The sequence below is a fragment of the Nonomuraea phyllanthi genome, from assembly GCF_006334985.2.
Taxonomy (GTDB): Bacteria; Actinomycetota; Actinomycetes; order Streptosporangiales; family Streptosporangiaceae; genus Nonomuraea; species Nonomuraea phyllanthi.
This window is the reverse complement of the sequence record NZ_VDLX02000008.1, coordinates 360,704-376,543: the sequence shown is the minus strand read 5'-3', so window position 1 is coordinate 376,543 and position 15,840 is coordinate 360,704. Positions and strand designations below refer to the sequence as shown.

The 15,840-nt window shown below is 70.9% G+C and carries 14 protein-coding genes; all 14 read right to left on the bottom strand.

Going from position 1 to position 15,840, the window contains the following annotated elements; translation table 11 throughout:
- Positions 1 to 171: 171 nt before the first annotated feature.
- Positions 172 to 1,164: a protein translocase subunit SecF gene (secF, locus tag FH608_RS23385; RefSeq protein WP_139632689.1), complete on the bottom strand. Its 993-nt coding sequence runs from the start codon at positions 1,162 to 1,164 to the stop codon at positions 172 to 174.
- Position 1,165: 1 nt separating this feature from the next.
- Positions 1,166 to 2,986 carry a protein translocase subunit SecD gene (gene secD, locus FH608_RS23380; RefSeq protein ID WP_226899806.1) on the bottom strand — a complete coding sequence of 607 codons (1,821 nt, stop codon included), beginning with the start codon at positions 2,984 to 2,986 and terminating at the stop codon, positions 1,166 to 1,168.
- Positions 2,987 to 3,028: 42 nt separating this feature from the next.
- Complete coding sequence (gene yajC, locus FH608_RS23375) at positions 3,029 to 3,403, bottom strand: preprotein translocase subunit YajC (RefSeq protein ID WP_226899805.1); 375 nt, start codon at positions 3,401 to 3,403, stop codon at positions 3,029 to 3,031.
- Positions 3,404 to 3,632: 229 nt separating this feature from the next.
- Positions 3,633 to 4,670, bottom strand: a complete 1,038-nt coding sequence (gene ruvB / locus FH608_RS23370) for a Holliday junction branch migration DNA helicase RuvB (RefSeq protein ID WP_394367696.1) — start codon at positions 4,668 to 4,670, stop codon at positions 3,633 to 3,635.
- 318 nt (positions 4,671 to 4,988) lie between these two features.
- Positions 4,989 to 5,609, bottom strand: a complete 621-nt coding sequence (ruvA, locus tag FH608_RS23365) for a Holliday junction branch migration protein RuvA (RefSeq protein WP_139632686.1) — start codon at positions 5,607 to 5,609, stop codon at positions 4,989 to 4,991.
- A gap of 241 nt (positions 5,610 to 5,850) precedes the next feature.
- On the bottom strand, positions 5,851 to 6,381 hold the full coding sequence (gene ruvC / locus FH608_RS23360) for a crossover junction endodeoxyribonuclease RuvC (protein WP_139632794.1): 531 nt from the start codon (positions 6,379 to 6,381) through the stop codon (positions 5,851 to 5,853).
- 232 nt (positions 6,382 to 6,613) lie between these two features.
- The gene (locus FH608_RS23355; protein ID WP_226899804.1) at positions 6,614 to 7,756 is read right to left on the bottom strand and encodes a GNAT family N-acetyltransferase; all 1,143 of its coding nucleotides are present in this window, start codon (positions 7,754 to 7,756) and stop codon (positions 6,614 to 6,616) included.
- Between the two features lie 11 nt (positions 7,757 to 7,767).
- Positions 7,768 to 9,588: a carbohydrate ABC transporter permease gene (locus FH608_RS23350; protein ID WP_139632685.1), complete on the bottom strand. Its 1,821-nt coding sequence runs from the start codon at positions 9,586 to 9,588 to the stop codon at positions 7,768 to 7,770.
- Positions 9,589 to 9,777: 189 nt separating this feature from the next.
- A complete protein-coding gene (locus tag FH608_RS23345; RefSeq protein ID WP_139632684.1) occupies positions 9,778 to 10,527 on the bottom strand; it encodes a YebC/PmpR family DNA-binding transcriptional regulator in 750 nt (249 codons plus the stop codon).
- A gap of 3 nt (positions 10,528 to 10,530) precedes the next feature.
- On the bottom strand, positions 10,531 to 11,145 hold the full coding sequence (gene pdxT / locus FH608_RS23340; RefSeq protein WP_139632683.1) for a pyridoxal 5'-phosphate synthase glutaminase subunit PdxT: 615 nt from the start codon (positions 11,143 to 11,145) through the stop codon (positions 10,531 to 10,533).
- 171 nt (positions 11,146 to 11,316) lie between these two features.
- Positions 11,317 to 12,978: an alkaline phosphatase D family protein gene (locus tag FH608_RS23335; RefSeq protein WP_139632682.1), complete on the bottom strand. Its 1,662-nt coding sequence runs from the start codon at positions 12,976 to 12,978 to the stop codon at positions 11,317 to 11,319.
- 218 nt (positions 12,979 to 13,196) lie between these two features.
- The gene (gene pdxS, locus FH608_RS23330) at positions 13,197 to 14,045 is read right to left on the bottom strand and encodes a pyridoxal 5'-phosphate synthase lyase subunit PdxS (RefSeq protein WP_394367700.1); all 849 of its coding nucleotides are present in this window, start codon (positions 14,043 to 14,045) and stop codon (positions 13,197 to 13,199) included.
- Between the two features lie 182 nt (positions 14,046 to 14,227).
- Positions 14,228 to 15,244, bottom strand: a complete 1,017-nt coding sequence (locus FH608_RS23325) for a DUF3048 domain-containing protein (RefSeq protein ID WP_226899802.1) — start codon at positions 15,242 to 15,244, stop codon at positions 14,228 to 14,230.
- A gap of 61 nt (positions 15,245 to 15,305) precedes the next feature.
- Positions 15,306 to 15,836, bottom strand: a complete 531-nt coding sequence (locus FH608_RS23320; RefSeq protein ID WP_394367699.1) for a hypothetical protein — start codon at positions 15,834 to 15,836, stop codon at positions 15,306 to 15,308.
- Positions 15,837 to 15,840: the final 4 nt, after the last annotated feature.

The window sequence follows — 15,840 nt, the reverse complement described above, 5'->3', positions numbered from 1 at the left end:
TGTTATGGTCTGTGTGTTCGAAACGGGCAGGGCTTGTCCGTCGCCTACCTCAACGGGGGAAGCGAGAAGCCACTCCCCTGGGGAGTGGAGGAGTCACGATGGTGCATCGCGCTCGCACACGACGACGCCCCCGCCCTTTCCCGGGCGGGGGCGTCGTGCGGACGACTCCGGCTATCCCTTGGCTACGGCTGCGCTTTTGGAGCCCTTCGACCCCTTGCCGCCGCCCGTGGAGGCGAGCCTCTTGGCGATGGCCTGGTACTTCGGCTCCCGTTCCTTCAGCGTCACCAGCAGCGGCGTGGCCACGCACAGCGAGGAGTAGGTGCCGACGATCATGCCGACGAACAGGGCCAGCGACAGGTCCTTCAGCGTGCCCGCGCCGAGCAGCGTGGTGCCGATGAACAGGATCGCCGCCACCGGCAGGATCGCGACCAGCGAGGTGTTGAGCGAGCGGATCAGCGTGTGGTTGAGCGCGTTGTTGGCCGCCATCGAGTACGTCTGCTTCGACGTGTGCCCCAGCTTGGCCGTGACCTCCTTGATCATGTCGAACACCACGACCGCGTCGTAGAGCGAGTAACCGAGGATGGTCAGGAAGCCCAGCAGCGTCGCCGGCGTGACCTCGAAGCCGGACCAGGCGTAGATGCCGGCCGTGATGACGAGGTCGTGGATGAGCGCGACGATCGCCGACAACGCCATCTTCGGCTCGAACGCCATCGACAGATACAGGATGATCGCCAGCATGAACACGCCCAGGCCGATCCAGGCCTTCTGGGAGACCTCACCGCCCCAGGTGGCGCCGATCGACTGGATGCTGACCTGGCCGGCGGGGACGTTGAACTCCTTGGAGACGGCGCTCTGCACCTGGGTGAGAGTGCCCTCCCCGAGGGTCTCGGTGGTGACCCGCCAGCCCTCGCCCGCCGTCTGCACGATCGGCTGGTGCACGCCCTGATCGGTGAACTCCTGGCGCACCTGCTCGATGGTGGCGGTCGGAGCCTTGAAGGAGAAGACCGTGCCGCCCCTGAACTCCACGCCCAGGTTGAGGCCGTTGATCAGCAGCCCGGCCAGCGAGACGACCAGCAGGAAGCCGGACAGGCTGTACCACAGTCGCCACTTGCCGACGAAGTCGACGTTGATCTCACCGCGGTAGAGGCGGCGCGCCAATCCCATCTCAGGCCTCCTGCGGCTTGGTCGTGTGGCCGGAGGTGCCGGCCTCGCTCATGCGTTCGGCGTCGAGACCGGACAGCGGATGGCCCTTGGCGAAGAACTTCAGCTTCGCCAGCAGGGCGATGAACGGCTTCGTGAACAGGAACACCACCACGATGTCGATCAGCGTGGTCAGGCCCATCGCGAACGCGAACCCGGCCACGCCGCCCACCGCCAGGAAGTAGAGCACGATCGCGGCGATGAACATGACGGCGTCGGCGATGAGGATCGTGCGCCGGGCGCGTACCCAGGCCACCTCGACCGCCGCGCGGAGCGACCGGCGGCCCTCCTTCATCTCGTCACGTATGCGTTCGAAGTAGACGATGAACGAGTCTGCGGTGATGCCGATCGAGACCACGAGGCCGATGATGTGCGGCAGCGACAGCCGGAAGTTAGCGTTGTGGCCGAGCACGACCACAGCCGTGTACGTCAGGACCGTCGCGACCACGAGGCTCAGCACCGCCACGATGCCGAGGCCCCGGTAGTACAGCATCGAGTAGACGACCACCAGCGCGAGGCCGATGATGCCCGCGATCAGGCCGCCCTGCAGCTGGTCCTGGCCGAGGCTCGAGGAGACCGTGTCGATGGAGCTGCGGTTGAACTTCAGCGGCAGCGCGCCGTACTTGAGCTGGTCGGCCAGGTTGGTGGCGCTGATCTGGTCGAAACCGCCGGTGATCTCGGCCCGCCCGCCGGGGATCGGGCTGATGATGTTGGGGGCGGTGATGACGACGCCGTCGAGCACGACCGCGACCTTGTTACGCGGCTCCTGCGAGTTGTAGGCCTCCGTGGTGAGCTTGCTCCACGCGGCCGCGCCCTGGCTCTTGAAGTCGAGCTGGACGACCCACTCGGTGGTGCCCTGCTGGATGCCGGCCGAGGCGGTGTCGATGTCGGTGCCGACGACCTTGGCGACGTCGAGCACGTACTTGAAGCTGCCGTCGGTCTCGCAGGCGGCGTACTGCTTCTTCGGGTCGTCCTGGACGCCCTGGCCGCGGTTCTTCGGGTCGGCGCAGTCGAGCTTGTTGTACTGGGCGAGCACCGCCGGGTCGATGCCCGCGGTGTTGACGCCCGGGTTCTGGGCGGGCGGCGGGCTGGCCTGGCCGGTGGGGGTCGCGCTCGGGGAGGCCTTGGCGCCCTTGCCGTCCTGCTGCTTCTTGGGGTTCTGCGTGCTGTCGGGGCTCTGCCTGTTATTCGGGCCTTGCCCGTCGTCGGGGTCGTCGGACGGCTGCCTGGACGCCGCGGGCGTCGGCGCGGTCAGCGCGGACGCCGGCGCTTTGCCCGTCGGGGACGCGTCGGGCTTGGGGGTGCCCGCCTCGGGGGTCTTGCTGGACTTGGGGGTGGCGGACCGGCTCGGCGAGGCCGACGCGCTCGGCGTCGGCGCGTTCGTGGCCAGATCCTGCGGCGCCTGCGTGGCCTCCATCGCGAGCACCTGACGGAACCGCAGCTCCGCGGTGGTGGCGACCAGCTTGATGGCCTCGCTCTGCCCGACGCCCGGAATCGAGATGATGATGTTACTGCCGGACTTGGCGACCTCCGCGTCGGAGATGCCTGTGCCGTTGACCCGGTCGCGGATGATGTTGACCGCGCGGTCGAGGATCTCCTCAGGCGGCGCCGCGTTGTTCTGGGTCACGGGAGACAGAGTCACCGTCGTACCGCCGGCGAGGTCGAGCCCCAGCTTGGGCGTGAACGCCTTCTGCAAGAGCATCGTCCCGCCCAGGGCGAGGATGAGCGCCAGCAGCACCAGGAGCGTTCGCCCCGGTCGGCTGTGGCGGCTGGTCGGTCGGGCCACTGGTCGTCAGTTCTTTCGATAGAGGTTTGTCGCAGAGCTTAGTCAGGACTGCTTCGTACTGGAGCCCTGGTCGCCGTTGCGCTCCACGGTGGCCTCGGACTCGTTGTCATCCTCCTCGCCGTCCTCGCCGGAGCGCGACTCGCTCGTGGAAGCGTCGCCCGGAGTGACGACGCGGCCGATCGCGGCCTTGACCCAGCGGGTCTCGATCCCGGGCGCGACCTCGAGGATCACGTCCTCATTGTCCACCGCGACCACGGTGGCGAACAGCCCGGTCGTGGTCATGACCCGGGCACCGGGCGTCAAGGAGTTCTGCATCTGGATCGCTTCTTGCTGGCGCTTGCGCTGCGGACGGATCAGCAGGAAGTAGAACACCACGACCAGAAGGATCAGCGGCACGATGCTTGTGAGTTGTCCCATGTCCATGAGGGGCACCCTTCATTGTCGTACAGGAAAGTTGACACCGGCCTCGCGCCGGAAATTCCGTGCGTTGCGTCGGACCGCGCCGCTCAGCCCGTCAGCCTACACAGGCAGCCAAGCCACGGAGTGTAGGCGCTTGTTGCGAAACGCGGCAACGAGGCAGCGTTTCGGCGCGCGGGGAAGTTCCCAATTTGAAACTGTTGCAACCGTTCTGTGATCAGGCTGGTAGTCAGTCGAAAAGTGCGGCTCCGAACGCGTCAGGGGGCGGGGTCATGCCCAGATGGCTCCAGGCGGCGGCGGTGGCGACCCGGCCGCGCGGGGTTCTGGCCAGCAGGCCCTGGCGTACGAGGAACGGCTCGGCGACGACCTCGACCGTCTCCGGCTCCTCCCCCACGGCCACGGCGAGCGTGGACAGGCCGACCGGCCCGCCGCCGAACTTCTTCAGCAGCACGCCCAGGACGGCCCGGTCGAGCCGGTCGAGCCCTTCGGCGTCGACCTCGTACAGATTGAGCGCCGCAGACGCGATTTCCCGATTTATTACCCCATCAGCACGTACGTCCGCAAAATCCCGTACTCGCCTGAGCAGCCGATTCGCGATTCGGGGCGTCCCCCTGGACCGCCGCGCGATTTCCTCCGCCCCGTCCTGCGGCAGGGCGACGCCGAGCAGCCTGGCCGAGCGGTGCAGCACCTGCTCCAGCTCGGCTGCCTCGTAGAAGTCCATGTGCGCGGTGAACCCGAACCGGTCGCGCAGCGGCGCGGGCAGCAGCCCCGCCCGGGTGGTGGCGCCGACGAGCGTGAACGGCGCGATGTCGAGCGGGATGGCCGTGGCACCCGGCCCCTTGCCGACGACGATGTCGACCCGGAAGTCCTCCATCGCGAGGTAGAGCATCTCCTCGGCGGGCCTGGCCATCCGGTGGATCTCGTCGATGAACAGCACCTCGCCCTCGGCCAGCGTCGACAGGATGGCGGCGAGGTCTCCCGCCCTCTCCAGCGCGGGCCCGGAGGTGATCCTCAGCGGCGCGTTGAGCTCGGCTGCGATGATCATGGCGAGCGTGGTCTTGCCGAGCCCCGGCGACCCGCTCATCAGCACGTGGTCGGGCGGCACCCCGCGCCGCGACGCGCTCTCCAGCACCAGCGACAGCTGCTCGCGCACGCGGCCCTGGCCGATGAACTCGGCCAGCCGCTTGGGCCGCAGCGCCGCCTCGATCTGCAGCTCGTCGCCCCCGGCGTCGGGCGACACGAGCTCCCGCTCAAACTCCACGCTCACACCTCCCCGGCACGCTCACGACCACGCTTCCCTCCGCCTCGGGCACAGCCGGCTCGACGTGCCGGAACGCGCCGAACGGACGGGCCCCGGGACTGCAGGTCGTGGCCAAGGGGCGGGCCTCAAAACGACGGGGCATGGGACGGCGGGACGCCGCGAACAGGCATGGCCCGGGAAGGCGTGGCCCCGGACGGCGGGCCTCGGCGAACGAGTGGGCCCCAGGAGCGTGGGACGCCACGAACGGGCGGGATACGGGAAGGCGGGGCCCGGGACGACGGGAGGCGGTGAACGGGCGGGACGCGGGGGAAGCGGCGGCTCGGGTCATCGGACGCTCAGGGACTGGAGCGCGGCCTTGAGCAGCGTGGCGACCTGCGGCTGGCGACCGGCCGCGAGATCGGCGTCGGCCTGCGGCTCCACGGCGGCGACCGCCTCGTCGGCGTCCTTGCCGGAGTAGCCGAGCCCGACCAGCCCCGAATGGACCTGCTCGCGCCACACCGCCATCCGCCGCTTTCCGTTGAGCGCGGCGTCGACCGCCTCCTCGGGGGTGCCGAGCCGGTCCTTCAGCTCCAGCACGATCCGCTGCGCCCCCTTCTGCCCGATGCCCGGCACCTGCGTGAGCGCCTTGAGGTCGGCACTGGCCACGGCGACGCGCAGCGCGTTGGGCGTGTGCACGGCGAGCATCGACAGCGCCAGCTTGGGGCCCACTCCGCTGGCGGTCTGGAGTAGCTCGAACACGGCCCGCTCGTCGTCGGTGGCGAAGCCGTACAGGGTGAGTGACTCCTCGCGCACCACCAGCGACGTGGCCAGGCGCGCGTCCTCTCCGATCCGCAGGGTGGCGAGCGTGCCGGGCGTGCAGTGGGTGAGGATGCCGACGCCGCCGACCTCGATCACGGCTCCGTCGGGAGCGATCGCCGTCACCTTTCCCGCCACCGACGCGATCACAGCCCACCATCCTTCCACGCCGCCACAGCGCCCACGCCCGGCCTCACAGCTTCACATCCTTGCGCATCTCCGGGACACATGACACGCCGCCGGAACCCAGGCGCAGCATCCGCCCTGCCCACCGAGACGGCTCCGGCCGCGACTCCTCTGTCACCACAGGCCACAGCCGCCATCACCCCTGACGCCCGCCCACCCCCGCAGGCGGCACGGCCGCGGGGCGCGGGTGGCGTCGGGGAGGCGGTCACGGCCGGGTGTCCTTCCGGGTGGCTCGGGCGAGGGCCGCCGCCAGGCGGTGCTGGGCTCCGCCTCGCCAGACGTGGCAGATGGCCAGGGCGAGCGCGTCGGCGGCGTCGGCGGGCCTGGGCATCTCGCTCAGCCGCAGCAGCCGGGTGACCATGGCGCCTATCTGCTTCTTGTCGGCGGTGCCGCTGCCTGTGATGGCCGCTTTGACCTCGGACGGGGTGTGCAGCGCCACGGGCAGCCCGCGCCGGGCGGCGCACAGGACGGCGATCCCGGCGGCCTGCGCGGTGCCCATCACGGTGCGGACGTTGTGCTGGCTGAAGACCCGCTCCACCGCCACCGCGTCGGGCCGCACGTCGTCGAGCCACCGCTCGATGCCCGCCTCGATGCCGACGAGCCGCGCGCCGAGCTCCTCGTCGGCGCCCGTGCGCACCACCCCGACGGCCACCAGCGTCAGGGGCGCGCCCGGCCGCCCCTCGACGGCGCCCAGGCCGCACCGGGTCAGCCCCGGATCGACGCCCATCACCCGCACCGGCCCGCCCCTCCCAGCCTTGCCGAACATCTGTTCGGCACGAGACTTTACCGCGACGGCGGCTCGGGCGCACTGCGAATCGCCCACGGCACCGCACGACCGGCGGACACCGCCGCGACGCGAGCCCGAGCGGTCCCGTCGCCAGGCCCCCGCCGGACCGGGGTCAGGCCGGGCCGCACCGGGCCGCACCGCATCGCGCCGCGCCGACCGCGCCCGGCATCGGCCGGTGAGATCAGAAGTCGTCCAGCATGTACGGCTTGGCGGCGAAGGCCATGTCGAGGGCCTCGTCGTACCGTTCGTCGCCCGACATGAGCCCGCACATGCGCAGCGTGCCCGTGGGAATCCCGGCGTACAGGGCGGAGAACCCGTTCACGCTGAGCACGACCCCGGCCTCCTCCGCGGGCGTGGCCGCGCCGGACCCGCCCGCGAACTCGAGCCGCCACGACCTTCTCCCCGCGAGCGGATCCTCCACGGTGACCAGGGCGTCGCAGGCGGCGTGCGCCGGGTAGCCGCGACGCTCGACCGCGGCGGCCACGTCCAGCACCCTGAACATCCAGCGCGCCTGCGTCACCTCCTCGTGCGACCGCTCGCGCAGCAGCCACAGCACGGGGTCGTCCGGCGCCACGGAGGCGACGACGTTGCGCGCGATCGAGGACGCGCTGCCCACCAGCGACCACAGGGCCTTGGTGGTGTCGGGAGACGCGGCGACGAGGCTCTCGACTCGCATGTCCCCGCCGCGCCACCGGTAGACGACGAAGCCGTCCTCGGCGAGGTAGAGGAAGTCGTCCTTGTTCTCCAGCCACAGGCTCCAGGTGTCCTCGTCCCAGGAGACGGGACCGCTGGAACGGGCGGCGGCGTGGACGCGGTGGAGCACGGAGATGAGCTCCGCGGCGTCGCCTGGCCCCATCCTGCGGATCTTGACCGGCCCGGACGGCCGGATCCCACGCAGTGACTCGGCGGGGAGCGTCACGTTGTACTGAGCGCCGGCGTGCTCGTAGCCGAGCGAGCGGTAGATGGGGGTGGTGGCCGGATAGAGGGCGGAGACGGCGTCGCCCAGTGCGGTGGCGCGTTCGACGACGGCCCGCATGATCCGGGTGCCGACGCCGCGCCCGCGGTCCTCGGGGCCGACGGTGACTCCCGCCACGCCCGCCATCGGCTGCGGCCTGCCGTGCCACCACTGCGTGAACCGGCGCAGCCGGGCGGCGGCGGCCAGCCTGGAGCCGTCGAACGCCCCGAGGTAGCGGCCCTCACCGAGCGACGGGAGCACCGCCCGGCGCCAGGTGTCGTTGTCGGACGAGGACAACGGCCCGAACGCGCGTTTGCGGAGGTCGAGGACGTCGTCGAGGTCTTCAGGGGTCAGGTCGCGAATTTCCACGAGCACACAACCTACGCATCAGGGGTACGTGGCCGCGAACCGTTTGCCGTGATGACGAGCCGGTCGAGGTAGAGCAGCTGGGCGGCCACCACGGCGACCAGCGCGACGGCGACGACGAGCAGCGGCGTGGCGGCCCCGACGTCCGGCGCGGTGACGGAGAAGCCGCCCAGCTGGGACAGCTGCGCGACCGGCGCCGGGAACAGCGACGCGTCCTGGGCCACGAGCAGCGGCCAGAAGAGCTCCTGGCCGTTCACCAGGGCGACCGCGCCGGCCAGGATGCCCGCCATGGGGAGAGACGGCACGAGGACGCCGCCGACGAAGTCCCTGCCGGAGCGCTCCGCGAGCCCCTTGCACAGCAGGGTGAGCACCAGCAGCGCCGGGACGCTGACGAGGAACGGCGGGAAGATCGCCAGGAAGGTGTTGAGGAGGCCCAGGCTGCGCATGGTCTGCCAGTCGGCGACGCCCAACGGGCCGGTCCCGACGAACAGCCAGGGCGCGAACGCCAGCAGCAGCCACTCGCTCCGCCGCCCGAGCGGCCGCAGGCCGCCGATGCCGAGGGCGGCGAGGTAGGCGACGCCGACGGAGACGACCGCTCCGGCCACCGCGGGCACCCACGTGTTGACCTGGGCGCGCAGGCCGCCCGCCTCGGTGTCGGGCGAGGCGAGCACGCCGTCGATCCACGGCCGGGCGAACACCACGGCGACGGCCACGACCACCACGAGCGCCGCCACCCCGACCGCCATGCCGGCGGCCCCTGACCCGCCGCGGGCGCCTTCCCCGCGCCTCGGGGACGCGTGCCGGACGCGCGGGGCCAGCGTGATGCTCAGCCGGGACGCCACCGCGATGACGGTCGCGACGATGCCGAGCACGCCGAGGATCAGGCCCATGACGGTCGCTACGGCCGCTCCAGGCCCGAACTGGGCCAATCTGAAGGCGTAGTCGTACGAGAGGCCCGCGAGCGTCTCTGTGGAGCGCTCAGGGCCGCCCCGGGTCAGCACCAGCCCCATGGAGAACGCCTGGAGGCCGACGGCGACCATGGTGATGGCCAGGAGCGCCCCCACCACGAGCATCCCGGGCGCCGCGCCGCCGGCGCGCCGTGGCTCGGGCCAAGCCCCTGATGCTGGGGCAGGAGCGCCACCCCTCGGCCCGAAACCGGACGCTACGGAGCCGGGCCGAACGGCGCCTGGCGGCATGGAGCCCGGTGGAACGGCGCCGGGCGGGGCGACCGGCGGCGACGGGGTGAGGCCGTGCGGAGCGGAGGGGGCACGCAGGGCGGGGAGGAAGGCCATGACGGCCAGCGCGCACACCACGCCGAACGTCCCGAGTGCGACGATCAGCCGGAGCGTTCCAGGGGCCGTCTCCGGCTCGCGCAGCCCTTCCACCAGCCCGGCCAGGCCCGGCGCGTCCGGCATGAGCCCGCGCATCCAGGCGGCCGCGACCCCCACTGGGGAGAACGTGACGACGGCCAGCGACAGCGCGACGCGCCCGGCCCGCCGGGGCCACGTGCCCGCCCGGTCGAGCGCCAGCGCGAGCAGCGGCGCCACCACGACGGCCACCAGCAACGGCCCCACGATCAGCGACACCGTGAACCACAGCGCCCGCCAGAACTCGCCGTCGCCCAGCACCGCGCCGTAGTTGGCCGGTCCCACGAAAGTGCTCTCCCGCAGGACGCCGCCCTTCTGGAGGCTCAGCCAGATCGTCTGGACGGTCGGCAGCAGGAGCGAGATCAGGGTGCCGAACAGCGCGGGCGCGGCCAGCAGCCAGCCGAGCGCCGGTGCGGGGGCCGCCGGTGCGGGTGCGAAGACGGCCGGTGCCGGGGTGGGGGAAGTCACGTCGCCCGACCCTACGCCGCCGGGCCGCTCCACGCACACGGGAAGGGCGAGCGCACCGCCCGCCGATCCGCGAGGGAACCGCCAACGGGTTCGCACGCGGCCGCCGATCCGCGGAGAAGCCGCCTGCAGGTCCGCGTGCGGCCGCCGGCCCGTGGAGGAGCCGGCCTCGGCCTGCGGGAGACCCGGGCGCTAGTCCAGGGCCGCCAGCACGTCGTCGGAGACGTCGAAGTTGGCGAAGACGTTCTGCACGTCGTCGCTGTCCTCCAGCGCGTCGATGAGGCGGAACACCTTCTTGGCCCCCTCCTCGTCGAGCGGCACGCTCATCGTCGGCAGGAAGCTCGACTCGGCCGAGTCGTAGTCGATGCCGGCGTCCTGCAGCGCCTTGCGCACCGGCACCAGGTCGCCGGCCTCGGAGACGACCTCGAACGACTCGCCCAGGTCGTTGACCTCCTCGGCGCCGGCGTCGAGGACGGCCATGAGCACGGTGTCCTCGTCGAGGTCGTTCTTGGGGACGATCACGACGCCCTTGCGGTTGAACATGTAGGACACCGAGCCCGGGTCGGCCAGGGAGCCGCCGTTGCGGGTCAGCGCCACGCGCACCTCGGAGGCGGCGCGGTTGCGGTTGTCGGTGAGGCACTCGATGAGCACCGCGACGCCGCCGGGCGCGTAGCCCTCGTACATGATCGTCTGGTATTCGGCGCCGCCGGCCTCCAGGCCGCCGCCGCGCTTGCGGGCCCGCTCGATGTTGTCGTTGGGCACGGAGTTCTTCTTCGCCTTGAAGATGGCGTCGAAGAGGGTGGGGTTGGCGTCGGGGTCAGGGCCGCCGGTCCGTGCCGCCACCTCGATGTTCTTGATGAGCTTCGCGAACAGCTTGCCCCGCTTGGCGTCGAGCGCGGCCTTCTTGTGCTTCGTCGTCGCCCATTTGGAGTGGCCGGACATTACCTAGAGCTCCCTCACCATGTCTACGAAGTAACGGTGCACGCGCGCGTCCCCGGTCAGCTCGGGGTGGAACGACGTCGCGAGCAACGGTCCTTGACGGACCGCGACGATCCTATCCCCAGCTTCGGTCCTGCCCAGCACTTCGACATCGTCGCCGACCGACTCGACCCAGGGAGCGCGGATGAACACCGCGTGCACCCGCTGCCCCGCGAAGTCCAGATCGGACTCGAAGGAGTCGACCTGGCGGCCGAACGCGTTGCGCCTGACCACCATGTCGATGCCGCCGACGGTCTGCTGCCCGGCGATGCCGTCCTCGATCCTGTCGGCCAGCATGATCATGCCGGCGCAGGAGCCGTAGGCGGGCATGCCTTCCTTGACGCGCATCCGCAGCGGCTGCAGCATGTCGAAGGTGTCGGCGAGCTTCCACATGGTGGTCGACTCCCCACCGGGGATGACCAGGCCGTCGACCGCGTCCAGCTCGGCGGGCCTGCGTACGGCGGTCGCCGAGGCGCCTGCCTCCTGAAGCATGCGCACATGCTCGCGCACGTCTCCCTGGAGAGCGAGTACACCGATCGTGGGCACGGCCGATCCTTCCGTCCGGTTGCGGGTTCCGACCATTCAACACCACGACGGCCTTGGATCTTCCTGGGCATGCGGTCCGGTGGCGGGAAACGGCCCGCCGCCCCGTCCCGTCCGGCGGCGGGAGACGGGCCGGCCCCGTCCCGTCCGGTGGCGGAAACGGGTCGGCGCGCCGTCCCGTGGACGGCGCGCCGGCGGTGAGGGCCCGTCCTACGGGCGTTCGGTCTCCATGCGCACGGTGTCCTCCACCGTCATCTCGTTGGCCCTGCGCAGCGCCGGGTCGAGCGGCCGCAGGTACGTCTGCCGCACCCCCGGCACCCGGTCCTCCATCACGAACGTGGCCCTGGTGTACGACTCGGCGTCGGGCACCTGCACGCGCGGCACCACCTTGAAGTCCGCCGACATGAGGTCCTTGTCGATCCTGGTCAGCACGTAGCCGCGCTGGTTGTTGTAGAACTTCAGGTGCGGGTTGATCGCCAGGAACGGGTGCGCCGCCGGGTCGGAGTCGGCGCCGTCGCCGGTGGTCGAGACGGAGCTGGTCACCAGCTCGGAGCCCACCGACGGGCCGGTCGGGTCGTCGTAGTCGAGCTTGAGGTCGCCGGCCCAGTGGGCGTGCACGTCGCCGGTCAGCACGACCGCGTTGCGCACCTCGGCGTCCACCCAGCCCTGCGTGATGCGCCGGCGGGAGGCCACGTAGCCGTCCCAGGCGTCCTGGCTGGTGATCTTGGCGGGGCCGTCGTTGTTGTCGCGCTGGGCGAAGAACACCTGCTGCCCGATGATGTCCCACTGCGCCCGCGACTGCCGGAAGCCGTCCAGCAGCCACGCCTCCTGCTCGGCGCCCGTGATGGAGCGCGCCGGGTCGACCGAGGCGGGGCAGTCGCGGTAGCCGTCGCCGCAGCCCTGGTCGTCGCGGTACTGGCGGGTGTCGAGCATGTGGAAGGTGGCCAGCCGCCCCCACCGGATGCGCCGGTAGAGCTGCATGTCGATGCCGCGCGGGATGGAGGTGCGGCGCAGCGGCATGTTCTCGTAGTAGGCGCGGAAGGCGGCCTCGCGCCTGGCCAGGAAGTTCGGCTGGGGGTTCTGGGGCTTCTCCGGCACCTCGTCGGCCCAGTTGTTGTCGAGCTCGTGGTCGTCCCACACCACCAGCCACGGCGCGGCGGCGTGCGCGGCCTGCAGGTCGGGGTCGGCCTTGTACTGGGCGTGGCGCTGGCGGTAGTTCGCCAGGGTCTCGGTCTCCGGACCCTCGTGGTCGCGGATGTTGCCGCCGGGGATGGTGTAGGTGTCCTTGGTGTATTCGTACTGGTAGTCGCCCAGGTGCAGGACGATGTCCGGGCGATCCTCGGCGAGCCTGCGGTACGAGGTGAAGTAGCCGTGCTCGTACTGGGCGCACGAGACGAACGCCATGGCGAGCGGTCCCCCGTACGTGAGGGGGTGCGGCGCGGTGCGGGTGCGCCCGACGGGCGAGACGTACCGGCCGACGCGGAAGCGGTACCAGTACTCGCGGCCGGGGCGCAGCCGGTCGACCTCGACGTGCACGCTGTGGCCCCACTCGGGGGCGGCCACGCTGACGCCGGCGCGGACGACGTGGCGGCAGCGCTCGTCCTCGTAGACCTGCCACTGCACGGTGTACGGCCGCTGCGGCATGCCGCCGAGCCCGTCCTCGGCCAGCGGCTGCTGGGCGAGCCGGGTCCACAGCACGAAGCCCTCGTGGTCGGGGTCTCCCGAGGCCACGCCGAGCGTGAACGGGTCGGTGGTGAGCTCGCCGGAGGAGGTGGCGCGCGCGGCGGTGGCGGGCAGGGTGGCGGACAGGGTCACGGCGGCGCCCGCCGCTAACCCCGTGACCAGGAAGTGGCGGCGGTTCGGGTAGGACATGGTGGTGCTCCTGTGACGGTCGAGGGGCAGGGGATCACAGGAAGCCTTACTGACGATCATGACCAAGCGGTTAACCCCAAACGACACGGAAAAGGCGACATCCTTCGTGGATGCCGCCTTTTCCGGCGATTTCCGCCGTCACTCTGTGCCGCACCCCCGACTGCCAGGCGTGATCATGTCACACCGGCGGGCCGGGAGGCCCGCACCGACGCGCCGGGCTACCAGCCGCGCTCGGCCAGGCGGTGGGGCTGGGGGATGTCGTCGACGTTGATGCCGACCATGGCCTCGCCCAGGCCGCGCGAGACCTTGGCGATGACGTCGGGGTCGTCGTAGAAGGTGGTGGCCTTGACGATGGCCGCGGCGCGCTTGGCCGGGTCGCCCGACTTGAAGATGCCCGAGCCCACGAACACGCCCTCGGCGCCGAGCTGCATCATCATCGCGGCGTCGGCCGGGGTGGCGATGCCGCCCGCGGTGAACAGCACGACGGGCAGCTTGCCGGTCTTGGCGACCTCGGCGACCAGCTCGTACGGCGCCTGCAGCTCCTTGGCCGCGACATAGAGCTCGTCCTCGGGCAGCGAGGTGAGCCGCTTGATCTCGGCGCGGATCGTCCGCATGTGGGTGACGGCGTTGGAGACGTCGCCGGTGCCGGCCTCGCCCTTGGAGCGGATCATGGCCGCGCCCTCGGTGATGCGGCGCATGGCCTCGCCCAGGTTGGTGGCCCCGCACACGAACGGCACCGTGAACTGCCACTTGTCGATGTGGTTGGCGTAGTCGGCGGGGGTCAGCACCTCCGACTCGTCGACATAGTCGACGCCGAGCGCCTGCAGCACCTTGGCCTCGACGAAGTGGCCGATGCGGGCCTTGGCCATCACGGGGATCGACACGGCGCCGATGATGCCGTCGATCATGTCGGGGTCGCTCATCCTGGACACGCCGCCCTGCGCGCGGATGTCGGCGGGCACGCGCTCGAGGGCCATCACGGCGACCGCGCCGGCGTCCTCAGCGATCTTGGCCTGCTCCGGGGTGACGACGTCCATGATGACGCCGCCTTTGAGCATCTCGGCCATGCCGCGCTTGACACGGGCGGTTCCGGTGACGGGGGTGCTTTCAGGCGTGCTGGTGGACACGGTCTTCCTCACGGCTCTAGCGGCTGGTCGGTAAGTTATCAACCCCATGGTAGGTCCTGGAGGACCGCTCCCTGACATGCCAGGATGTCAGGATTCGCCGCCGTCCATGGACAGATCGGCACCTAGGGGATGACGGGCTTGCGGCTGGCGAGCGCCACCCAGACCTGGCCGGGCGCGAAGTTCATCGGCTCGCCGCTCATGGTGGTGAACGTCGTGCCGGTCTCCTCTGATTCCCGCTCCCACTTCGCCTTGTACGCCTTGCCGTCGCGCAGCACGATGGCCGAGCCCTTGCCGACGGTGTGCACGAGCGGCGTGTAGCTCTGGTTCTTGTCGTGGAACTCCGAGCGCTCGGTCTTGGTGTACTGGACGACGATCGTGGGCGCGCCCAGCTGGCCGCCCTCCGCCGCCATGTCCTTCTTGCCGTCCTGCCAGATCAGCCACTGCTTCTTGCCCTCCGACCAGGCGAAGGTGAAGCGCGCCGCGGGCCACTTGACGGTGTACGACTTCTTGTCCACGCCGCCCTCGGCGGGCGCGTCGCCGAAGGTGAAGCCGATGTCCTTGGCCTTGCTCGCCTTGGGCGCGGCGGAGAAGAGCTTCTTGGTGGTGGCGAACAGGTTGTAGGGGGCGAAGCGGCCCGGCTGGCGGAAGTACGCGCCGGGGTTGCGGGTGTCGCCCACGTCGTACAGCGACGCCTCGGCCACGAACGGCAGCATCTTGGTCTGCACGCCCGAGTAAGCGAACGCGGGCTTGCCGAACTGCGGCGTGAGGTGCAGGTCGGAGATGCGCGCGCTGCGGACCGGGCCCACCTTGGCGGGCACCTTGGAGGAGAAGATCGCCATGAGCCGGGTCAGGCCGGCCTCGACCTGCTCGATGTAGACGATGTCCGCGCTCTTCAGGCCGAGCTGCGGCTTGCCCGCCGCGGTGTTCTCGATCTTCACCGCGAGCACCGGCTTCAGCTTGTCGTACGGCTCGCCAGTGAACGGGTGCGCGTTGACCTCCTCGGTGGGCTCCTCGCTCGGCGCCACCGTGGCCGCTTCTGGCGCCTGACCAGGGGCGGGCTCCTCCGAGGAGCAGGCGGCCACGGGCAGCAGCACGGCCGCGCCCGCCAGTGTGACCGTGATCATCCGGGGTAGCCGCACGTAACTCTCCTCGCTTCAGCCCAGAAAACGGGATGAAGCTTACTGGCTTCCCCAAATCAGGTCATTCGGTTGCCATAGTCGCGGGCGGATTGTCATCGATCTCGAAGAATCGGGGGTATTCGGTGTGCCCTGCCAGGCGAAGCGTCCTGGCGAGCCAGCGCCGCTGCGCCGTACGCGTGACCGCCACGGCGTTGTTGAGGAAGCGGCGGGAGTAGACGACCTTCGTCACCGCGGTGTCGAGCTCCTCCAGCAGCTCGCGCCCGCCGGGCGACTCCGACAGCTTCTCCCTGAAGCGCTCCTGGTCCACGGCCGCGCGCAGGGCCCGCGACAGGTCGCTCTCGGCGTGCTCGCGCTCCTCGGGCCCGGCCGTCCTGGCCTCGTGCGCCGCGGCGGCCAGCACCAGCGAGGTGGCCGGGTCGAGCAGGCGCGATCCGGCCAGCTCCAGCACCACGGCCCTGCGCCGCATCAGCGCGGCGTCCAGCGACTCCTGGGCCAGCTCCAGCCGGATGTGCAGGCGGTCGAGCCGGCCCGCGCGCCAGGAGATGTAGACGGCCGTGAGCACCACGACGATGCCCGCGATCAGCATGATCATGGTG